Below are 21,519 nucleotides of genomic sequence, written 5' to 3'. Positions count from 1 at the left end.
ACGACCTACGCCCCCTCTCGATCATGTCGAGGACGACACAGCGTGGGAGGTCATCGTGAGCAGCACCCTCTTCCGGACGAAGAAGGTCGAACAGTCCATCCTCGATACCGAGGAGCCAGAGCACGCGCTCAAGAAATCCTTGTCCGCGCTCGATCTGACCGTCTTCGGCGTCGGCGTCATCATCGGCACCGGCATCTTCGTCCTGACCGGCACCGTCGCCAAGAACAACGCCGGCCCGGCGGTCGCCCTGGCCTTCGTGGTCGCCGGCGTCGTCTGCGCGCTCGCCGCGCTCTGCTACGCCGAGTTCGCCTCCACCGTCCCGGTGGCCGGATCGGCGTACACCTTCTCCTACGCCTCCCTCGGCGAACTGCCCGCCTGGATCATCGGCTGGGACCTCGTCCTGGAGTTCGCGCTCGGCACCGCGGTGGTCGCGGTCGGCTGGTCCGGCTACATCGCCTCGCTCCTCGACAACGCGGGCATCCATCTGCCGGAGGCGCTCAGCGGCCGGGACGGGGCCGACGGCTTCGGCTTCGACATCCTCGCCGCCCTGCTCGTCCTGGTGCTCACCGGCATCCTCGTGCTCGGCACCAAGCTCTCCGCGCGCGTGACCTCGCTCGTGGTCGCGGTCAAGGTGACGGTCGTCCTGACCGTGATCGTCGCCGGTGCCTTCTTCATCAAGGGCGACAACTACGACCCGTTCATCCCGAAGGCACAGGAGGTCCCGGCGGGTGACAGTCTCCAGTCGCCGCTCATCCAGCTGATGTTCGGCTGGGCGCCCTCCAACTTCGGTGTGATGGGCATCTTCACGGCCGCCTCGGTCGTCTTCTTCGCCTTCATCGGCTTCGACGTGGTCGCCACGGCGGCGGAGGAGACCCGCAACCCGCAGCGGGACATGCCCCGGGGCATCCTCGGCTCCCTGCTCATCTGCACGACGCTCTACGTGGCCGTGTCGATCGTGGTGACCGGCATGCAGAAGTACACCGACCTGTCCGTCACGGCCCCGCTCGCGGACGCCTTCAAGGCCACCGGGCACCCCTGGTTCGCGGGCTTCATCAGCTTCGGCGCCGCGGTCGGCCTGACGACGGTCTGCATGATCCTGCTCCTGGGCCAGACACGCGTCTTCTTCGCGATGAGCCGGGACGGACTCCTGCCGACGTTCTTCTCCCACGTCCACCCGAAGTTCCGCACCCCGCACCGCCCGACCATCCTGCTCGGCGTGGTCATCGCGATCGTCGCCGGCTTCACCCCGCTCAGCGAACTCGCCGAACTGGTCAACATCGGCACCCTGTTCGCGTTCGTGGTGGTGGCGATCGGCGTGATCATCCTCCGCAAGTCCCGCCCCGACCTGCCCCGCGCCTTCCGCACCCCGTGGGTCCCGGTCATCCCGATCCTGTCGGTCCTCGCCTCCCTCTGGCTGATGCTCAACCTGCCGGCGGAGACGTGGCTGCGGTTCGCGATCTGGATGGTGCTCGGGTTCGCGGTGTACTTCCTGTACGGCCGCACCCACAGCCGCCTGAACCAGCGGGCGGAGACGGAGTAACTCCGAGGATTCGTGGACGGCTGCGGGTCGCCAGGGGTTGGTTCAAGCACACGTTGCCTGCACCGGCCCAGGGGCGCGGGGAACTGCGCGACCAGCCACGACGCACCCGCAGCCGCCTCACGACATGCGCGGCACATCCATAGGCGCTCAGGGACGAACCGTCCGCGGCCCCGCCACCTCCGCCCCCAACTCCGACACCCGCCGCCGCAGTTCACGATCAGCGGTGACCACCAGCACCGGCCGCTCACCCCCCGCCCCGGCCACCAGCTCCACCATGTGGTCGTCCCCGCTCCCCGGCGCCGACTCCACCCGCACCCCCGGCACCGACGACACCCCCCGAGCCGCCCCCTCCACCACCAGCACGATCTCCAGGGGACCGTCCCGTCCCGGCACCCCGTCCGCCGCCAGCCGGTCCCGCAGCCGCTCCGCGGCCCCCCGCCGGTCCCGCCACCATCCGTCCGGCACCGAGCCGACGACATTCGCGGCGTCCACGACCACCAGCAGCACGTCACTCATGCCCCCAGCGTCCCACGCCCGGCCCACCCGAACGCGCGGCCGACCGCCCGATTAGAGTGACCCCGTGTCAATGGTCCGTACAGTGAACGGCAACTGGCTCATCCGCGCCCGCGACGGCCGGCTCGGCGTCTACGCCGTCCGCGAGGACGGAGTGTGGTGCCGGGCGGAGCGCCACCCGGGTGGCGACACCTGGCTGCCCTGGCGCAAGGTCGGCGGCGACCAGCGCCTGCACCCCGGACTCGCCGTCGGCCGGGGCGTCGACGGCTACGCCCACCTGGTCGCCTGGCGCCCCACCAAGGCCGCGGAGTCGGGCCTGGTCCACTCCACCCACTTCCGCGTCCACCTCGCCCCCCTCGACTGGGCTCCCATCGGCCACCCCGACAAGGCGGGCGCGCGCACCGGCCTGCCCGCCGTGGCCGTGGACGCGGAGGGCCGGGCCCATGTCTTCGTCCGCAACCGCGGGAACGGCGTGCACGCGCTCGTACAGAAGGAGCGCGGCGGCTGGAGCGCCTGGGCGGACCTCAAGGGCGCCGACGTCCACGAGCGACTGGCCGCCGTGACGGGGGAGTCGGGCCGGGTGGAGCTGTACGGCACCAACCCCACCGGCGTCCTGCGCTGGCTCCAGGAGGAGGCCGGGGCGCCTCCCGTGCCGGACGACCCGCTGCCGGTCCGCGTGGAGCCGGGCACCCTGAGCGCGCTGCCCACCTCCAAGGAGCACACCACGCTCTTCTTCGCGGACCCCGAGGGCATGCTGCACGCCTGGCGCCCGGGCCTGGAGCCCGTGCCCCTGCTCGCGGCGGCCGGTCCCGGCCCGGTCGCCCTGCTGCGCTGCACGCTGGAGGGGCACGACTGCACGCTGCTCGCCCAGCGGTCGGCCTCCGGCCGGGTCGCCTTCGCCGCCTGCCCCACCGAGCAGGAGTCGGCGGGCCTGTGGTGGACCGAGTCGGGGCCGCAGCTGCCGGTGGGCACGGCCGTGGCCCTCGCCGAGGACGCGGACGGCCGTATCGTCGCCGCGACGCTCACCCCCGACGGCGACCTGCGGGTCGCCCGGCAGAAGGACGAGCCGGGACTCGCGCTGGCGGCCTGGCAGGACGTCTGAGCCCCCGGACTGCCGAGAACGTACGACAGAGGGCCTCCGCCCGGAAACCCGGAACGGAGGCCCTCAGTACGGCCGTACGAGACGCGCTTACGCGGGAACCGACGCCACGCCCGGCGCCAGGAACTTCTTGCCGTTCACGCGCTCGGAGACACCCTCGCGGTCCAGGTACGGCGTGATGCCGCCCAGGTGGAAGGGCCAGCCGGCGCCCGTGATCAGGCAGAGGTCGATGTCCTGCGCCTCGGCGACGACACCCTCGTCGAGCATGAGCCCGATCTCCTGGGCGACGGCGTCCAGGACGCGCTCGCGGACCTGCTCCTCGGACAGGACGACATCGCCCTGCTTGAGGAGCGCGGCGACCTCGGGGTCCAGCTCCGGCTTGCCGGAGTCGTAGACGTAGAAGCCGCGCTTGCCCGCCTTGACGACGGCCGCGAGGTTCGGGGAGACCGTGAAGCGGTCCGGGAAGGCCCGGTTGAGGGTCTCCGAGACGTGCAGACCGATCGCGGGACCGACCAGCTCCAGGAGGACCAGCGGGGACATCGGCAGGCCGAGCGGCTCCACCGCCTTCTCCGCCACGGCCACCGGGGTGCCCTCGTCGATGACGTTCTGGATCTCGCCCATGAAGCGGGTGAGGATGCGGTTCACGACGAACGCCGGGGCGTCCTTGACCAGTACCGCGGTCTTCTTCAGCTTCTTGGCTACGGCGAAGGCCGTGGCCAGCGAGGCGTCGTCGGTCTGCTCACCGCGGACGATCTCCAGGAGCGGGAGGATCGCGACCGGGTTGAAGAAGTGGAAGCCCACGACCCGCTCGGGGTTCTTCAGCTTCGACGCCATCTCCGAGACGGACAGCGAGGAGGTGTTGGTGGCGAGGATCGCGTGCGCCGGGGCGACCGCCTCGACCTCCGCGAACACCTGCTGCTTGACGCCGATCTCCTCGAAGACGGCCTCGATGATGAAGTCGGCGTCGGAGAAGCCCTCCGCCTTGTCCAGCACACCGGTGACCAGGGCCTTCAGGCGGTTGGCCTTGTCCTGGTTGATACGGCCCTTGCCGAGCAGCTTCTCGATCTCGGCGTGGACGTAGCCCACACCCTTGTCGACGCGCTCCTGGTCGATGTCGGTCAGGACGACCGGGACCTCCAGGCGGCGCAGGAAGAGCAGCGCGAGCTGGGAGGCCATCAGACCGGCGCCGACGACACCGACCTTGGTGACCGGGCGGGCCAGGTTCTTGTCCGGAGCGCCCGCGGGACGCTTGCCGCGCTTCTGCACCAGGTTGAACGCGTAGATGCCGGAGCGCAGTTCGCCACCCATGATCAGGTCGGCGAGGGCCTGGTCCTCGGCGTCGTAGCCCTGCTGGAGGTCGCCGTTCTTGGCGGCCTCGATGATGTCCAGCGCGCGGTAGGCGGCCGGAGCGGCCCCGTGCACCTTGGAGTCCGCGACGAAGCGGCCCTTGGCGACGGCCTGGTCCCAGGCCTCACCGCGGTCGATCGCAGGGCGCTCGACGACGATCTCGCCCTTGAGGACGGACGCCGTCCACAGCAGGGACTGCTCCAGGAAGTCCGCGCCCTCGAACAGGGCGTCGGCGATACCCAGTTCGTAGACCTGGGCGCCCTTGAGCTGCTTGTTCTGGTTGAGGGAGTTCTCGATGATGACCGAGACGGCCTTCTCGGCGCCGATCAGGTTCGGCAGCAGGGTGCAGCCGCCCCAGCCGGGGACCAGACCGAGGAAGACCTCGGGGAGCGAGAAGGCGGGCAGGGCCGCGGAGACCGTGCGGTAGGTGCAGTGCAGACCGACCTCGACGCCACCGCCCATGGCCGCGCCGTTGTAGTACGCGAAGGTCGGCACCGCGATGCCCGCGAGGCGCTTGAAGACCTCGTGGCCGCCCTTGCCGATGGCCAGCGCGTCCTTGTGCTCCTTGAGGAGCTCGACGCCCTTGAGGTCGGCGCCGACGGCGAAGATGAACGGCTTGCCGGTGATGCCGACACCGACGATCTCACCGGCCGAGGCCTCCTTCTCGACCTGGTCGATGGCGGTGTTCAGGTTCGCCAGCGACGCCGGGCCGAAGGTGGTCGGCTTGGTGTGGTCGAAGCCGTTGTCCAGCGTGATGAGCGCGAAGCGCCCCGCGTTGAACGGCAGGTCCAGGTGGCGTACGTGCGCCTGGGTGACGACCTCGTCCGGGAACAGCTCGGCCGCACCCTTCAAGAGCTCAGTGGTGCTCACTTGCTGCCTCCGGCGTCCTTGTGGTTCGGGTTCTCCCAGATGACCGTCGCGCCCATGCCGAAGCCGACGCACATGGTGGTCAGGCCGTAGCGGACCTCGGGCTGCTCCTCGAACTGGCGGGCCAGCTGCGTCATCAGACGCACACCGGAGGAGGCCAGCGGGTGACCGAAGGCGATGGCGCCGCCGTACTGGTTGACGCGCTGGTCGTCGTCCGCGATGCCGTAGTGCTCCAGGAAGGCCAGGACCTGGACCGCGAAGGCCTCGTTGATCTCGAAGAGACCGATGTCGGAGATGGACAGACCCGCCTGGGCGAGCGCCTTCTCGGTGGCCGGGATCGGGCCGTAGCCCATGACCTCGGGCTCGACACCCGCGAAGGAGTACGCGACCAGGCGCATCTTCACCGGCAGGTCGTTCTCGCGGGCGAAGTCCTCGGAGGCGATCAGCGAGGCGGTGGCGCCGTCGTTCAGACCGGCCGCGTTACCGGCGGTGACCCGGCCGTGGACGCGGAACGGGGTCTTCAGACCGGAGAGGTTCTCCAGCGTGGTGCCCGGGCGCATCGGCTCGTCGGCGGTGACCAGGCCCCAGCCCGTCTCACCGGCCTCCGGGTTGGTGCGGCGCACCGAGATCGGCACCAGGTCGGCCTGGATCTTGCCGTTGGCGTAGGCCTTTGCGGCCTTCTCCTGGGAGCGCACGGCGTACTCGTCGGCGCGCTGCTTGGTGATCGTCGGGTACCGGTCGTGCAGGTTCTCGGCGGTCATGCCCATGAACAGGGCGGACTCGTCGACCAGCTTCTCGCTCACGAACCGCGGGTTCGGGTCCACGCCCTCGCCCATGGGGTGGCGGCCCATGTGCTCGACACCACCGGCGATGGCGATGTCGTAGGCACCGAAGGCGACCGAACCGGCGACCGTCGTCACGGCGGTCAGGGCGCCCGCGCACATGCGGTCGATGGAGTAACCGGGTACCGACTGCGGCAGACCGGCGAGGATGCCCGCGGTGCGGCCGATGGTCAGGCCCTGGTCACCGATCTGCGTGGTCGCGGCGATGGCGACCTCGTCGATCTTCTTCGGGTCCAGACCCGGGTTGCGGCGCAGCAGCTCCCGGATCGCCTTCACGACGAGGTCGTCGGCGCGGGTCTCGTGGTAGATGCCCTTCGGGCCCGCCTTGCCGAACGGGGTGCGGACGCCGTCGACGAAGACGACGTCCCTGACGGTACGAGGCACGATGGCTCTCCTCCAGATGCGGGATCTGCACTGCTGCGATGCGCTGAGCGCGCGCTCAGGACCCATGCTACTTATGAGTAACGTGACTGCCCACCCCTGGAGGCGGGAGCGGCGAAGGTCACATCCCGGGAGGGGCCGTGGAACCCCGTGGGGTCAGGACCGGAGTGGGTACCGGATGCGATCCGGGCCCCTCTCCGGTGATCACCCCGAACAGCGTACGGGCCGCCTCCGCGCCGAATCCGTGCACGTCGTGGCTCATCGCGGAGAGCGTGGGATGGGTGAGCCGGCACAGCTGGGAGTCGTCCCAGGCGAGCAGCGAGACGTCGTGCGGAACGTGCAGGCCCATCTCCGCCGCGACCGACAGCCCGGCGACGGCCATGATGTCGTTGTCGTAGACGATCGCCGTCGGCCGGTCCGGCGGGGCGGCGGTCAGCAGGGACCTCGTGGCCCGTGCCCCCGCCTCGCCCGAGTAGTCGGTGGTGACCTGCCAGGCCCCGGCGAGCTCCAGGGCCCGCGCCGCCTCGTCGAAGGCGGCCGTGCGCATGGCCGTGTGCCCGAGGGCCGCCGCGCCGCCCACCCGGGCGATCCGCCGGTGGCCGAGCGCCGCGAGATATCGCACGGCCTCCGTCACGGCGGTCGCGTCGTCGGTCCACACGGAGGTCAGCGTGCCGGTGAACGACGGATGCCCCACGGCCACCACCGGCATCCCCAGCCGCTCGGCGGCGGCGACCCGCGGATCGTCCGCCCGGAAGTCGACCAGGATCGAGCCGCCGATCTGCCGGCCCCGCCACCACGCCTCCTGGAGTCCGACCTCCTCCTCCACATTGCGCACGAGGCGCAGCAGCAGCGAGCAGTTCCGCTCGATCAGCACGCTCTCCACGCCCGACACGAACTCCATGTAGAAGGGCTCCAGCCCCAGCAGCCGGGCCGGCCGGCAGACCGCGAGCCCCACCACGTCCACCCGTGATCCGGCCAGCGTCCGTGCGGTGAGGTTCGGCTCCCAGCCCAGCTCCCGCGCGGCCCGGAAGATCCGGTCCCGGGTCGCCTCCGACAGCCCCGGCTTGTGGTTGAAGGCGAGCGACACGGCCCCCTTGGACACCCCGGCGCGCGCGGCGACGTCCTTGATGGTGACGCGGGAGGTCGTCATGAAGTGGGCTCCATGCAGTACAGGGCGGACCGGGCGGCGTCCGGATCGGGAGTCTGCCACCCGCTCACCCCGATGGTCACCCGCTCCCCGGGAAGCAGGGTGACGAGCCCGCGATCCGCCCGCGCGTCCGGATCCAGCCGGTCGGCCTGCAACAGCAGATCCCGTACGAGGGTGCGAGCCGTCACGGTGACGGCACCCGGCGCCACGGTGACGTCGAACTCCGGTCGGGGGTAAGGGATGTCACGGTCGGGGGCGGGAAAGTGCAGGGCCCGCAGCCCGTCGGCGTCGGCCACCAGGAACTCCTTCGGCCCCACCGGCTCCAGCTCGCCCGGCACCGGCACCTCGGCGACCGCCCGCCGCCCCGCCCGGAACTCCGACTCCGCCTCGCCGATCACCGCTCCCTCGACCGACATCCGCCGCAGCCGCACCACCCCCCTCCACTCCTCGGCGGCCTGGTTGACGACGGCCAGCACACCCTCCCGGAGCGTCAGCAGCCGGTCCGCGTACAGCCGCCGCAACTCGTGGTACAGCGGCTTCTCCCGCCCGTCCCCGTCCACCGCCGCCCAACTCGTCACCGGCCAGCAGTCGTTGAGCTGCCACACCACCGTCCCCGCGCACACCGGCCAGTGCGACCGCCAGTGCTCGATCCCGGCCGCCACGGCCCGCGCCTGGTTGACCTGCGTGAGGTAGTGCCAGCGGTCGAAGTCCCCCTCGGGGAAGGTGAAATGCCGCTCCAGCCCCCGTCGCAGCTTGCCGTTCCCGTCGTCGGCCTTCTGGTGATGCAGCATGCCGGGGGAGTCCGCCGCGAGCTCCTCCCCGGCCAGCGCCCGCGCCAGCGTCGCGTACGCGGGCGGTGCCTGCCACCCGAACTCGGCCACGAACCGGGGCACTTCGGCGCGGTACTCGGCGTAGTCGAGACGGTTCCACACCTCCCACGAGTGATGCGTGCCGTGCGCCGGATCGTTCGGGTGGTGCTCCCACGACCCGGACCAGGGACTCCCTGCCGTGTACGGTCGCGTCGGATCCAACTCGGTCACCACCCGCGGCAGTACGCCCAGGTAGTACCCCTCGCCCCAGGAGTCCCCGGCGAGCCGTGCCTCCCAGCCCCAGTCCCGGAACCCCCACAGGTTCTCGTTGTTGCCGTTCCACAGCACCAGCGAGGGATGCGGCATCAGCCGTACGACGTTATCCCGGGCCTCCGCCTCCACCTCGCCCCTGAGCGGCTGCTCCTCCGGATAGGCGGCGCAGGCGAACGGGAAGTCCTGCCACACCAGCAGCCCCGACTCGTCGCAGGCGTCGTAGAAGTCCTCGCTCTCGTAGATCCCGCCGCCCCAGACCCGCACCAGGTCCACCCCGGCGTCGGCGGCCTGCCGCAAGCGGGATCGGTACCGCTCACGGGTGATCCGGGAGGGGAAGACGTCGTCCGGGATCCAGTTCACGCCGCGCGCGAAGATCCGCTCGCCGTTGACGACCAGACAGAACCCGGTGCCGTGCTCATCGGCCGACCGATCCAGCTCGACGGTCCGAAAGCCGATCCTGCGCCGCCACCCGTCCAGCGCCCGGCCCTCGTGCCGCAACGTCAACTCCACGTCGTACAGCGGCTGTTCACCATAACCACGCGGCCACCACAGCCGCGGCGAGGGCACTTCCAGCCGTACCACCCCCTGCGAGCCGTCCACCGAGGCGCGCGCCCGCACCCCGCCCACCGTGGCCTCCACTGTCAGCGGCGCCTCGACCCGGGCCCGCTCCACCTCGACCGCCAACTCCACGACACCCAGGCCCTCTTCCACCCTCACCAGCGGTCGCACCCGGGCGATCCGGGCCGTCGACCACCGCTCGATCCGCACCGGCCGCCAGATCCCGGCCGTCACCAGCGTCGGCCCCCAGTCCCAGCCGAACGAGCAGGCCATCTTGCGGATGTACTGATACGGCTCGGCATACGCGGCCGGCCGCTCGCCCAGCGTCCCGCGCACCGCCTCGGCCTCGGCGTAGGCGGAGGCGAACCGCACGCTCAGCCGACCGGCCATGCCGGTCACGTCGAAGCGGTACGAGCGGTGCATGTTCCGTGTCCGGCCCAGGAGTTGACCGTCCAGGCGGATCTCCGCCGCGGTGTCCAGGCCGTCGAAGACGAGGTCGGCCTGCTCATGCCCGTTCGAGGGCGCGAGGTCCCTCTCGTAGGTCCACTCCCGCCGCCCCACCCACGCGACCTCTCGCTCGCCCAGACCGAGAAAGGGATCCGGGATCACCCCCGCCGCCAGCAGATCGGTGTGCACACAGCCCGGCACGACGGCCGGCAGGGCCTCTTCCCCGTGCCGCAGGATCCAGCCCTCGGTGAGCGGTGTGGCCTGAAGCATGTACACACTCCCTAAACCGATCAAGTCCAGTGGTCCGAAAGCTTTTCGGCATCGTTGGCGAGATAGGGACTTTACCGGTTAAGAAAACGTTGTCAGAGTACCGAACCAGCCAACCCGCTCGTGCTCGTCCGTCCCATGAACGGAGCTGATGCACATGAACCGCCGTACAGCCATGTCCCTGGCCGTGGTCGCGAGTGCCGCCCTGCTGCTCCCGGGCTGCACCGGCACCGGAGGATCGTCGAAGGGCGCCGACGCCAAGGCTCCTGACGACCCGTCGAAGGTCACCGGAACCATCAAGGTGCTCACCGTCCGCACCGACCTCGTGCAGGACGGCACCCTCAAGAAGTACGCCGCCGAGTTCAACAAGACCTACCCGAAGGTCAAGGTCGAGTTCGAGGGCCTCACGAACTACGAGGCCGAGGTCAAGATCCGGATGAACACCGAGAACTACGGTGACGTCCTGCTGATCCCCGCGGTCATCAAGAAGGCCGACTACCCGAGGTTCTTCGCCTCGCTGGGCACCCAGGCCGAGCGCAGCAAGAAGTACCGCTTCACCGACTACACCACCGTCGACGGCAAGGTCTACGGACAGAGCCCGGTCGGCGTTGCCCCCGGGTTCATCTACAACAAGCGGATCTGGAAGGAGGCCGGGGTCACCGAATGGCCCGCCACCCCGGCCGAGTTCATCGCCGACCTCAAGGCCATCAAGGCCAGGACCGACGCGATCCCGTACTACACCAACTTCGCGGCGGGCTGGACGCTCACCTCGTGGACCTACGTCGACGGCGCCGTCAGCTGCGACCCGCAGGCCACCACCAAGCTCGCCGAGGACGACCCGTGGGCGAAGGGCGCCGACCTGCGCGTCGGCGACACCCTGCTCTACGACATCGTGAAGCAGGGCCTGGTCGAGAAGGACCCGACGACCAGCAACTGGGAGGAGTCCAAGCCCCGTACGGCCAAGGGCGAGATCGCCACCCAGTGGCTCGGCACCTGGGCGATCGTGCAGTTCCAGGACGCCGCCAAGAAGGCCGGGGTCAACCCCGACGACATCGGCTTCATGCCGTTCCCGGCGCAGACCGGCGGCAAGTTCTGCGCGACCGTGGCCCCGGACTACAACCAAGCGGTCAACGTCCACTCCAAGTACAAGGAGGCCGCCCGCGCCTGGATCGACTGGTTCACCGACAAGTCCGGCTACGTCGAGGACAACCTGTCCATCTCCCCGCTGAAGGATGCCCCGATGCCCCAGGTCCTCAAGCCCTACGAGGACCAGGGCGTGAAGCTCATCGAGGTGGACGACGCCCAGGGCGCCCGGGTCAAGCAGCTCGACAGCGACTCGGAGGTCGGCATCTACGCCCCCGAGTACCGCCAGAACCTCGTCGACCTCGCCCGCGGCGCACGCAAGGGCACCCTCGACGGCTTCCTCGGCGACCTCAGCGAGCGGTGGACGGACGCCCAGAAGAACCTGGGGTCCTGATGACGGACACCACCGAGAAGGCGGCCGTGGAGGTGAGCGCGGCCGCCCCCGTCCCGGCGCCCGCCTCCCGCCGGACCCGTGCCTGGCGGGGCGTCACCCCCTGGCTGTTCCTGATCGCCCCGCTCGCCCTGCTGATCACGTTCACGTACGCGCCGATCGTCAACATGCTGGCGTACAGCTTCACCGACTGGGACGGCGTCAGCCCCGTACTGCACTACACGGGCGTCGAGAACTACCAGGAGGTCTTCACCCGCCCGGATCTCTTCGAGGTCTTCTGGGTGAGTGGCTACTACCTGGCCGCCTCCGCCGTCCAGATCGTCCTGGCCCTCTACTTCGCGACGATCCTCAGCTTCGACGTCCGCTTCCGGAACTTCTTCAAGGGCGTGCTCTTCTTCCCGTACCTGATCAACGGGGTCGCGATCGGCTTCGTGTTCCTCTACTTCTTCCAGGACGGCGGCACCCTCGACTCGGTGCTGAGCCTCCTTGGGGTGCACACCGACCACGCCTGGCTCGGCACCCCCGCCTCCGCCAACACCTCACTGGCCGGCGTCTCGGTCTGGCGCTACCTGGGCCTGAACTTCGTGCTCTTCCTGGGCGCCATCCAGTCGATCCCGGGGGAGCTGTACGAGGCCGCCGAACTGGACGGCGCGAACCGCTGGCACCAGTTCCGCCACATCATCGCGCCCGGCATCAAGCCGGTCCTGACCCTGACGGTGATCCTGTCGATCTCCGGCTCGCTGTCGGTCTTCGAGATCCCGTACATCATGACCGGCGGGGCGACCGGGACCGAGACCTTCGTGATCCAGACGGTGAACCTGGCGTTCCGCTTCAACAAGACGGGCCTGGCCTCTGCGGCCGCCATCGTCCTCCTGCTGATCATCCTGCTGGTGACCTGGGTGCAGCGGCGCCTGGTCCCCGACGACAAGGTGGACCTCGTATGACACGCCGTGCGGTCGCCCGCGCCCTGGTCCACCTGTCGCTGATCGCCGCGACCCTGGTCGTCCTGCTCCCGCTCGTGGTGGTCCTGCTGACCTCCCTCAAGTCGGAGAAGGAGATGGCGGACACGAGCGGCGCCCTGGAACTCCCGCACGACCTGCTGAACTTCCACAACTACGTGGCGGCGTTCCAGGACGGCGAGATGCTCTCCGCCTTCATGAACACCACGATCATCCTGCTGGTCTCGGTCGCCGGCACGGTCCTCATCGGCTCGATGACCGCCTACGCCATCGACCGCTTCACCTTCCGCTTCAAGAAGCTGGTGGTGGCGCTCTTCCTGACGGCGGCCCTGGTCCCCGGTGTGACGACCCAGGTGGCCACCTTCCAGATCGTCAACAGCTTCGGCATGTTCGACACCCTCTGGGCGCCGATCGCCCTCTACATGGGCACCGACATCGTGTCGATCTACATCTTCCTGCAGTTCGTCCGCTCGATCCCGATCTCCCTGGACGAATCGGCCCGCCTGGACGGCGCCAACGCCTTCACGATCTACCGAAAGATCATCTTCCCGCTGCTGAAGCCCGCGACAGCCACGGTGGTGATCGTGAAGGGCATCACCGTCTACAACGACTTCTACATCCCCTTCCTCTACATGCCCTCGGAAGATCTTGGCGTGATCTCGACGTCCCTGTTCCGCTTCAAGGGCCCGTACGCGGCCCACTGGGAGGTGATTTCGGCAGGAGCGGTCCTGGTCATCCTGCCGACCCTGATCGTCTTCCTGTCGTTGCAGCGCTTCATCTACAACGGCTTCATGAGAGGCGCGACCAGGTAAGCGCTTTTCAGGGGGGCGGGGAACTGCGCGAGCAACCACAGACAACCCGCAGCCGCCGTACATCGCAGAAGCCCAACGGCGGCTATGCGGACAACGCGGCCACCAGAACCGGCGTCACCTGCTCCACCTGCCAGGCCCGAGCCCCCAAACCAGCCAACGCAGCCCCTACGGACTCGGCGTCGACAAGCGAGGGCGGCTCCCAGCAAACCCGCCGCACCGTGTCCGGAGTGATCAGGTTCTCCTGAGGCATGTTCAGAGACTCGGCCAACGCGGACACCGCCGCCCGCGCCGCAGCCAAGCGAGCCGCGGCGGCAGGATCCTTGTCGGCCCAGGCGCGCGGGGGCGGAGGCCCGGTGACCGGCTGCCCCGGCTGCGGCAGCTGGGTCTCCGCAAGGGCCCTGGCCCGGTCGACAGCCGCCTGCCACTGCTCCAGCTGCCGCCGCCCCATCCGATGCCCGAACCCGTTCAACGCGGCGAGCGCGTGCACGTTCACCGGAACGGCGAGCGCCGCCTCGACGATCGCCGCGTCGGACAGCACCTTGCCCGGCGACACGTCCCGCCGCTGGGCGATCCGGTCCCGCGCCTCCCACAGCTCCCGCACCACGGCCAGCTGCCGGCGCCGTCGTACCTTGTGCATGCCGGAGGTCCGGCGCCAGGGGTCCTTGCGCGGTTCGGCCGGGGGCGCGGAGGCGATCGCGTCGAACTCCTGGAGCGCCCACTCCAGCTTCCCCTGCCGGTCGAGCTCCTTCTCCAGCGCGTCCCGCAGATCGACGAGAAGCTCCACGTCGAGGGCGGCGTACCGCAGCCACGGCTCGGGCAGCGGACGGGTCGACCAGTCGACGGCCGAGTGCCCCTTCTCCAGGACGAAGCCCAGGACGCCCTCGACCATCGCGCCGAGCCCCACCCGGGGGAACCCGGCGATCCGCCCGGCCAGCTCGGTGTCGAAGAGCCGCGACGGCACCATGCCTATTTCGCGTAGACAGGGCAGGTCCTGCGTGGCGGCGTGCAGCACCCACTCGACACCGGAGAGCGCCTCGCCGAGCCCGGACAGGTCAGGGCAGGCCACGGGGTCGATCAACGCGGTCCCCGCGCCCGCGCGGCGCAGCTGCACGAGGTACGCGCGCTGGCCGTAGCGATAGCCGGACGCCCGCTCGGCGTCGACGGCGACGGGCCCGGAGCCCGCGGCGAACGCGGCGACCACCTCGGCGAGCGCGGCCTCGTCGGCGATCACGGGCGGAATGCCCTCGCGCGGCTCCAGCAGAGGGATCGGCGCCTCCGCGACAGAAGATCCGCCATCGTCCGGAGGGCCGCCTCCGGTGGTTCGCAGTGAAACGTCTGCTGCGGTCTCTTGGGCGTCGGTCACATGTCAAGGGTATCCGTGTATGGACAGCGCCTGCCGACGGAACGTTCCGTCGGCAGGCGCTTGGGGGTCGTAAACCAGTCAGCCCGGTGAAAGCTCTGGTTCACGTCCGTGAACTGCGGGGCTCGGGGGAGCCCCGGGAGAGGCCGGTGTGCTGCGTCTCAGTGGATGATGCCGGTGCGCAGGGCCACCGCCACCATGCCGGCACGGTCACCCGTGCCGAGCTTGCGGGCGATCCGGGCGAGGTGGCTCTTGACGGTCAGTGCGGACAGGCCCATCGAGACGCCGATCGCCTTGTTCGACTGCCCTTCGGCCACCAGCCGCAGCACCTCGACCTCGCGGCCGGAGAGCTCGCGGTAGCCGCCCGGGTGGCTCGGGGCACCCGGGGGGCGGCGGTGCATACGGGCGGCGGCGGCGCCGATGGGGGCGGCGCCCGGTCGGGTGGGGAGCCCGAGGTTGGTGCGGGTGCCGGTGACGACGTAGCCCTTGACGCCGCCCGCGAGGGCGTTGCGTACGGCGCCGATGTCGTCGGCCGCGGAGAGGGCGAGGCCGTTGGGCCAGCCCGCGGCGCGGGTCTCGGACAGCAGCGTCAGGCCGGAGCCGTCGGGGAGGTGGACGTCGGCGACGCAGATGTCTCTGGGGCTGCCGATGCGGGGACGGGCCTCCGCCACCGACGAGGCCTCGATGACATCGCGCACACCGAGCGCCCAGAGGTGACGGGTGACGGTGGAGCGGACACGCGGGTCGGCCACGACCACCATGGCGGTGGGCTTGTTCGGGCGGTAGGCGACCAGGCTTGCGGGCTGCTCGAGGAGAACGGACACCGGGCCTCCTGGGGTGCGGGACGGCTTGGAAGGTCACAGACGTCTTCGGCACCGGACCCGGCGTCCTTTAGGGAATGATCACGATCTAGTGAGTAACAATTAGTGCAATTCGGACGTGCGATCGATCGTTCGGTGAGCACATCGGGTCGTTCGATGACTCACTCCTGACTGAAAGTGGCCGTATCGACAAATTGATGCGCCATGTGGGTGGACGGTACCGCTGGTCGGCGGGGGGTCAGCGGGCCTGGGGGTCCCGCCGCTGTGGCAACGTCACCACCGACGCGTCACCCGGACCGGCCGGCGGCAGGCCGGCGACCTGGGCCAGCAGATCGCACCAGGACGCCAGGTGCGCCGCCGCGTCCGGCACCCCGCCCAGGCCCTCACGGGGCGTCCAGGAGGCCCGGATCTCGATCTGCGAGGCCGCGGGGCGCTCGGACAGCCCGCCGAAGTAGTGCGAGCTCGCGCGCGTGACGGTGCCGCTCGGTTCGCCGTACGACAGCCCGCGCGCCGCGAGCGCCCCGGTCAGCCAGGACCAGCAGACGTCCGGCAGCAGCGGGTCGGCGGCCATCTCCGGCTCCAGCTCCGCACGCACCAGCGTCACCAGCCGGAAGGTGCCCCGCCAGGCGTCGTGCCCGTCCGGGTCGTGCAGCAGCACCAGCCGCCCGTCGGCGAGGTCCTGGTCACCGTCGACGACGGTCGCCTCGAGCGCGTACGCGTGCGGCGCGAGCCGCTGCGGAGCCCGGGTCGGCTCGATCTCGATCTGCGGCCTCAGCCGACTGCCGCGCAGGGCCTGAACCGCGGCCTGGAAAGCCGGCGGAGCCGCACCGCTCCCATCCCGGTCACTCCCCTTCGCGTCGTCCATTCCGCCCGTGTCGTCCGACAGTCGTCCCTGTGCCGCAGCCATGCCGGAAGGTTAAAGGGAAGGGGGCCGTGGTGCCGCCCTAGACACCCGGTCTTGGCCCCATGCCCACACGGACACCGCGCGCCGGGCACTCACCGCACCGTGCGAGACTTTCCGACGTGAGTGCACACCAGACGCCGCCGTCGGCCACGTACGAATCCGCCTTCCTCAAGGCCTGCCGGCGCGAACCCGTGCCGCACACCCCGGTGTGGTTCATGCGCCAGGCGGGGCGCTCGCTGCCGGAGTACCGCAAGGTCCGCGAGGGCATCCCGATGCTGGAGTCCTGCGCGCGGCCCGAGCTGGTCGCCGAGATCACCCTCCAGCCGGTGCGCCGGCACCACGTGGACGCGGCGATCTACTACAGCGACATCGTCGTCCCGCTCAAGGCCATCGGCATCGACCTCGACATCAAGCCCGGCGTCGGCCCGGTCGTCGAGCGCCCGATCCGCACCCGCGCCGACCTGGCCCAGCTGCGCGACCTCACCCCCGAGGACGTCTCCTACGTCACCGAGGCGATCGGCCTGCTGACCGCCGAGCTCGGCCCGACCCCCCTCATCGGTTTCGCCGGAGCGCCTTTCACCCTCGCGAGCTACCTCGTCGAGGGCGGTCCGTCCCGCACGTACGAGAACGCCAAGTCGATGATGTACGGCGACCCCGAGCTCTGGGCCGACCTGCTCGACCGTCTCGCCGAGATCACCGCCGCCTTCCTGAAGGTCCAGATCGAGGCGGGCGCCTCCGCGGTCCAGCTCTTCGACTCGTGGGCCGGCGCCCTCGCCCCCGCCGACTACCGCCGCTCGGTGCTGCCCGCCTCCGCGAAGGTCTTCCAGGCGGTCGAGGGCTACGGCGTCCCCCGCATCCACTTCGGCGTCGGCACCGGCGAGCTGCTGAACCTCCTGGGCGAGGCCGGCGCGGACGTCGTCGGCGTCGACTGGCGGGTCCCGCTCGACGAGGCCGCCCGCCGCGTCGGCCCCGGCAAGGCGCTCCAGGGCAACCTCGACCCGACGGTCCTGTTCGCCTCCACGGCGGCTGTCGAGGCCAAGACCCGCGAGGTCCTGGACTCGGCAAAGGACCTGGAGGGCCACGTCTTCAACCTCGGCCACGGCGTCATGCCGACCACCGACCCGGACGCGCTGACCCGCCTCGTCGAGTACGTCCACACGCAGACGGCCAGGTAAGACGCTCACCACGTGTGCCGGGGCCGTGCCTTCCTGCCGAAGAGCAAGCCGCGCGGTTCCGGCGGCGGGGGAGTGCCGGCCTTGAGCGGCCAGGCGAGCAGCATGCCTACGAGGAAGCCCACGACGTGCGCCGCGTACGCCACCGTGCCCGCGGCGGAGACGCCCTCGCCGGACGAGTAGAACGCCTGGAGCACGAACCAGAAGCCCAGCACCAGCCAGGCCGGCAGCCTCAGCGGCAGGAACACCAGGAAGGGCACCAGGACCCACACCCTGGCCTTCGGGTACAGCACCAGATAGGCGCCCAGGACACCGGCGATGGCTCCCGAGGCGCCGATCAGCGGGTCGCTGGAGTCGGCGTTGAGGAGCGCGAAGCCGTACGACGCCGCGTAGCCGCAGACGACGTAGAAGAGCGCGAAGCGCACATGCCCCATGCGGTCCTCGACGTTGTTGCCGAAGATCAGCAGGAACAGCATGTTGCCCAGCAGGTGCAGCCAGCCGCCGTGCAGGAACATCGCCGTCAGGACCGACAGCGCCGGGGACTTGTCGTAGTCCGGCGGGGCCACCACACAGCCCGTCGTGCCCTGCGCGTTCGTGCCGACGTCGCCCGTGGGGACGAGGTGCGGCATCTGGTGGTGGATCAACTCCTGCGGGACCGCCGCCCAGTGGTCCAGGAACGCCTGGAGATGGCACAGCTGCGACACGCTGCTGTCGCCCGCCACGGAGCCTGCCAGGCCGGGCATGAACAGGAACACGAGGACGTTCGCGGCGATGAGCGCGTACGTCACCACCGGGGTGCGGCGCACGGGGTTCACGTCATGGACGGGGATGACCACAAGGAAGTAGTGCCCGCGATGCGTCCGCCGAATCGGTGCCGCACCGGTGAACACCCGCACGCACGCGTGCGTATGACTCCTCAACCGCCCGTGGCACGGGGAAGGCGGGCCGCGGGGACTACGTGAGGAACAGGCGATGAACGACCGTATTACTCCTCCGATGCACGCTCTTCCCGACGGCGAGGCCGAGCTGTCTCTCGTGGTGCGGCTGCCGTGGGAGGACGTGGCCAGGCTCGGTCAGGAGGCCGGGCGGCTGGCGTCCCAGATGCAGCGGCCGGTGACGCTCGACGAGGCGGTCAGCAACCGGCTCAGGTCCGCCCGGTCCGCGGCGCACGCCAAGCCGGCCGGTGAGCAGCCGGCCGCGATGCCCCCCAGCACCAGCGCCTCCGTGTCGGCGCTGCCGCCCCGGCCGCCGGCCGACCAGGCCCGCCAGGCCATCGAGCGGATCAACGGGACGGCGTAACCCTCGGGCAGCCCTCCGGGGCCCCGAGCAGGCCCTCAGGAGGCGGCCCGCACCTTCGCGGCGGCCTTCCTGGCCGCCACCAGCACGGGGTCCCACACCGGGCTGAACGGCGGCGCGTACCCCAGGTCCAGGGCCGTCATCCGCTCCACCGTCATCCCCGCCGTCAGGGCCACCGCGGCGATGTCGACCCTCTTGCCCGCGCCCTCCCTCCCGACGATCTGCACGCCGAGCAGCCGCCCCGTGCGGCGCTCGGCGAGCATCTTGACCGTCATGGGGGAGGCGCCGGGGTAGTAGCCGGCCCGGCTCGTCGACTCGATGGTGACCGACTCGAACCGCAGGCCCACCCGACGGGCGTCCTTCTCGCGCAGCCCGGTACGGGCGATCTCCAGGTCGCAGACCTTGCTGACGGCGGTGCCGACGACTCCGGGGAAGGTGGCGTAACCGCCGCCGACGTTCGTGCCGATGATCTGGCCGTGCTTGTTGGCGTGGGTGCCGAGCGCGATGTGCCGCTCCTGCCCGGAGACCAGGTCGAGGACCTCCACGCAGTCGCCGCCCGCCCAGACGTTCTCGTGGCCGCGCACCCGCATCCCGAGGTCGGTCAGCAGTCCGCCGTGACCGCCCAGCGGCAGCCCGGCCGCCTTCGCGAGCGTCGTCTCGGGGCGTACGCCGATGCCGAGCACCACCACGTCCGCCGGGTACTCGGCGTCCTGCGTGACCACGGCCCGCACCCGGCCGTCCTCGCCGGTGAGGACCTTGGTCACCTCGGCGTCGTTGACCATGGTGATGCCGAGGCCCTCCATCGCCCGGTGCACCAGCCGGCCCATGTCGGGGTCGAGCGTGGACATGGGCTCACTGCCCCGGTTGACGACCGTCACCTCGTAACCCCGCTTGATGAGGGCCTCGGCCATCTCCACGCCGATGTACCCGGCGCCGACGACCACCGCGCGGCGGCCACGCGTGTGTGCCAGCGTGTCGATGAGCGCCTGGCCGTCGTCGAGGGTCTGCACGCCGTGCACACCGGCCGCGTCGACGCCCGGCATGTCGGGCCGGATGGGCCGGGCACCGGTCGCGATCACCAGTTTGTCGTACGGCGTCCAGGACTCGTCCCCCGATTCGAGGTCACGCGCGCGTACCCGCTGCCCGTCCACGTCGATCCCGGTGACCTCGGTGCGCAGGCGCAGGTCGATGCCGCGCTCCCGGTGCTCCTCGGGCGTACGGGCGATCAACCGGTCCCGCTCCTCGACGTCCCCGCCCACCCAGTACGGGATGCCGCACGCCGAGTAGGAGGTGAAGTGACCGCGCTCGAACGCCACGATCTCCAACTCGTCGGGGTCCCTCATCCGGCGGGCCTGCGACGCCGCGGACATCCCCGCGGCATCACCACCGATCACGACCAGACGTTCCCTCGTGCCCTGCGTACGGCTCATGTCCATGCGAACACGCTACGAGGACGGGCCATTTCAACCCCGGGCACCCCGCCCCGACCCTCGGCACGTTCCCCCGTGCGTCAGCCGCTCGCCCCGCCCGGGATGCGTCAGCCCCGCTTGCCCGCCCCGCCGTGCGTCAGTCCTCCTCGCCCCGCTCCTGCGGGCGGTTCGGGTCCGGGGCGGGGTGTGCGACGGGCAGGGGGCCCAGGGCGGTCGCGACGGAGGTGGGGGCCGGGCGGCGCGGGAGGCGGGGGCGGATCAGACGCAGCCACAGCAGGGCGAGCAGTGCGAGACCCGCCAGGAACGGGAGGACCGCCGCCAGCGCCACCACGATCCAGCGCAGCATGGTCACGAACGCGTCCCAGCCGCCCGTCAGCGCGTCGGCGATGCCCGGGTCGTCGTCCTCCTCGGCCTTCACGACCGGCTTCTCGGACAGCGACAGGGTGATGGTCGCCAGTGTGGTGCGGTCCTTCAGGGAGGCCTGGCGGGCGAGCAGCGACTCCAGGTCGGCCTCGCGGGTGCTGAGTTCGCCCTCCAGGGTGACCACGTCACTCAGCTTGGTCGCCTTGTCCATCAGCTCACGGATCCGCGCCACGCTCGCCCGCTGGGTCGCGATCCGGCTGTTCACGTCGACGACCTGGTCGGTGACGTCCTGCGCGTTGGCGGTGCGCTCCAGCAGCTTGCCGGCGCCCTCAAGGTCGGCGAGGACCTCGTCGTACTTCTCGACCGGCACCCGCAGCACCACCTGCGTCTGCTCGTTGCCCTCCTCGTCCCGGGTGGTGGTCTCCTTGCCGACGAACCCGCCCGCGTTCTCGGTGGTGGTGCGGGCCGCGTCCAGGGCCTTCGGTACGTCCTTGACCTGCACGGTCAGCGAGGCGGTGCGGATGATGTGGTTCTGGGTGATCTTGGGCGCGGAACTGGCCTGCTTGCCGCTCGCGGCGTCCTGGGCACCGGCCCCGCTCTCCGGCTGGGCCTGTGCCGCGCCGTCCCGGTCCTCGCTCGCGGAGTTGGCGCCGTTGTCGCCGGCCCCGCTGCACCCGGTCAGCGCAAGCGCACCGGCCAGCAGGAGCCCTGCCAGGGCCCGGCCACGGCGTACGGAGCGTCGTGAACGGCGTGAACGTGGTGTGCGCATGTGCGTCCCCCCGAGGGTCGTGAACAGCTGACGGTCCTTCGACGCCGCAGGGGCCGCGAACGTTGGACA

The 21,519-nt window shown here is 70.6% G+C and carries 18 protein-coding genes; 7 read left to right on the top strand and 11 right to left on the bottom strand.

Annotated features, from left to right (window positions below; all coding sequences use genetic code 11):
• The first annotated feature begins 55 nt into the window (after positions 1–55).
• Positions 56–1,540: an amino acid permease gene (locus OHN19_RS10015; protein ID WP_330263851.1), complete on the top strand. Its 1,485-nt coding sequence runs from the start codon at positions 56–58 to the stop codon at positions 1,538–1,540.
• Between the two features lie 147 nt (positions 1,541–1,687).
• Here the strand turns inward: OHN19_RS10015 and OHN19_RS10010 are convergent, their stop codons facing one another.
• A complete protein-coding gene (locus OHN19_RS10010) occupies positions 1,688–2,056 on the bottom strand; it encodes an NTP pyrophosphohydrolase (RefSeq protein ID WP_330263850.1) in 369 nt (122 codons plus the stop codon).
• Positions 2,057–2,126: 70 nt separating this feature from the next.
• Between OHN19_RS10010 and OHN19_RS10005 the strand changes: the two genes are divergently transcribed.
• Positions 2,127–3,155, top strand: a complete 1,029-nt coding sequence (locus OHN19_RS10005; RefSeq protein ID WP_330269572.1) for a hypothetical protein — start codon at positions 2,127–2,129, stop codon at positions 3,153–3,155.
• Positions 3,156–3,242: 87 nt separating this feature from the next.
• Here OHN19_RS10005 and OHN19_RS10000 read toward each other — a convergent pair whose 3' ends face one another.
• The 4 genes from OHN19_RS10000 to OHN19_RS09985 form a co-directional block, all read right to left on the bottom strand.
• Complete coding sequence (locus tag OHN19_RS10000; RefSeq protein ID WP_125194654.1) at positions 3,243–5,369, bottom strand: 3-hydroxyacyl-CoA dehydrogenase NAD-binding domain-containing protein; 2,127 nt, start codon at positions 5,367–5,369, stop codon at positions 3,243–3,245.
• Positions 5,366–6,592, bottom strand: a complete 1,227-nt coding sequence (locus OHN19_RS09995; protein ID WP_330263849.1) for an acetyl-CoA C-acyltransferase — start codon at positions 6,590–6,592, stop codon at positions 5,366–5,368. Before OHN19_RS09995 ends, OHN19_RS10000 begins: the two co-directional genes overlap by 4 nt.
• A 118-nt stretch (positions 6,593–6,710) precedes the next feature.
• Entirely contained in the window at positions 6,711–7,739 is a 1,029-nt protein-coding gene (locus tag OHN19_RS09990) for a LacI family DNA-binding transcriptional regulator (protein WP_330263848.1), read from the bottom strand.
• On the bottom strand, positions 7,736–10,093 hold the full coding sequence (locus tag OHN19_RS09985) for a glycoside hydrolase family 2 protein (RefSeq protein WP_330263847.1): 2,358 nt from the start codon (positions 10,091–10,093) through the stop codon (positions 7,736–7,738). Before OHN19_RS09985 ends, OHN19_RS09990 begins: the two co-directional genes overlap by 4 nt.
• Positions 10,094–10,247: 154 nt before the next feature.
• Between OHN19_RS09985 and OHN19_RS09980 the strand changes: the two genes are divergently transcribed.
• Genes OHN19_RS09980 through OHN19_RS09970 form a run of 3 tightly spaced genes read left to right on the top strand, consistent with a single transcriptional unit; the run spans position 10,248 to position 13,335 of the window.
• Positions 10,248–11,567 (top strand): ABC transporter substrate-binding protein, encoded by a 1,320-nt coding sequence (locus OHN19_RS09980; protein ID WP_330263846.1) that lies wholly within the window; start codon positions 10,248–10,250, stop codon positions 11,565–11,567.
• A complete protein-coding gene (locus OHN19_RS09975; protein WP_330263845.1) occupies positions 11,567–12,508 on the top strand; it encodes a sugar ABC transporter permease in 942 nt (313 codons plus the stop codon). Before OHN19_RS09980 ends, OHN19_RS09975 begins: the two co-directional genes overlap by 1 nt.
• A complete protein-coding gene (locus tag OHN19_RS09970) occupies positions 12,505–13,335 on the top strand; it encodes a carbohydrate ABC transporter permease (RefSeq protein WP_330263844.1) in 831 nt (276 codons plus the stop codon). Before OHN19_RS09975 ends, OHN19_RS09970 begins: the two co-directional genes overlap by 4 nt.
• An 82-nt stretch (positions 13,336–13,417) precedes the next feature.
• On the opposite strand, the gene OHN19_RS09965 is transcribed toward OHN19_RS09970, so the two are convergent.
• The 3 genes from OHN19_RS09965 to OHN19_RS09955 form a co-directional block, all read right to left on the bottom strand.
• Positions 13,418–14,698: a ribonuclease D gene (locus OHN19_RS09965; protein WP_330263843.1), complete on the bottom strand. Its 1,281-nt coding sequence runs from the start codon at positions 14,696–14,698 to the stop codon at positions 13,418–13,420.
• Between the two features lie 158 nt (positions 14,699–14,856).
• Positions 14,857–15,519 (bottom strand): response regulator transcription factor, encoded by a 663-nt coding sequence (locus OHN19_RS09960; RefSeq protein WP_007385400.1) that lies wholly within the window; start codon positions 15,517–15,519, stop codon positions 14,857–14,859.
• A gap of 235 nt (positions 15,520–15,754) precedes the next feature.
• Entirely contained in the window at positions 15,755–16,423 is a 669-nt protein-coding gene (locus OHN19_RS09955; RefSeq protein WP_330263842.1) for a DUF3000 domain-containing protein, read from the bottom strand.
• Positions 16,424–16,539: 116 nt separating this feature from the next.
• Between OHN19_RS09955 and hemE the strand changes: the two genes are divergently transcribed.
• Positions 16,540–17,595, top strand: a complete 1,056-nt coding sequence (gene hemE, locus OHN19_RS09950) for a uroporphyrinogen decarboxylase (protein ID WP_330263841.1) — start codon at positions 16,540–16,542, stop codon at positions 17,593–17,595.
• A 5-nt stretch (positions 17,596–17,600) separates the two neighbouring features.
• On the opposite strand, the gene OHN19_RS09945 is transcribed toward hemE, so the two are convergent.
• Positions 17,601–18,428, bottom strand: a complete 828-nt coding sequence (locus tag OHN19_RS09945) for a rhomboid family intramembrane serine protease (protein WP_330269571.1) — start codon at positions 18,426–18,428, stop codon at positions 17,601–17,603.
• Between the two features lie 136 nt (positions 18,429–18,564).
• Between OHN19_RS09945 and OHN19_RS09940 the strand changes: the two genes are divergently transcribed.
• Positions 18,565–18,891, top strand: a complete 327-nt coding sequence (locus OHN19_RS09940; protein WP_330263840.1) for a hypothetical protein — start codon at positions 18,565–18,567, stop codon at positions 18,889–18,891.
• Positions 18,892–18,926: 35 nt separating this feature from the next.
• Here the strand turns inward: OHN19_RS09940 and OHN19_RS09935 are convergent, their stop codons facing one another.
• Together OHN19_RS09935 and OHN19_RS09930 are read right to left on the bottom strand one after the other, a co-directional pair.
• Positions 18,927–20,324 (bottom strand): FAD-dependent oxidoreductase, encoded by a 1,398-nt coding sequence (locus OHN19_RS09935; RefSeq protein ID WP_330263839.1) that lies wholly within the window; start codon positions 20,322–20,324, stop codon positions 18,927–18,929.
• A gap of 130 nt (positions 20,325–20,454) precedes the next feature.
• Entirely contained in the window at positions 20,455–21,450 is a 996-nt protein-coding gene (locus tag OHN19_RS09930) for a DUF4349 domain-containing protein (RefSeq protein ID WP_330263838.1), read from the bottom strand.
• Positions 21,451–21,519 lie beyond the last annotated feature (69 nt).

Source organism: Streptomyces griseorubiginosus, from assembly GCF_036345115.1.
Classification (GTDB): Bacteria; Actinomycetota; Actinomycetes; order Streptomycetales; family Streptomycetaceae; genus Streptomyces; species Streptomyces griseorubiginosus_C.
The sequence above is the reverse complement of the archived record's forward strand: the minus strand, read 5'-3'. Positions and strand labels throughout refer to the sequence as shown.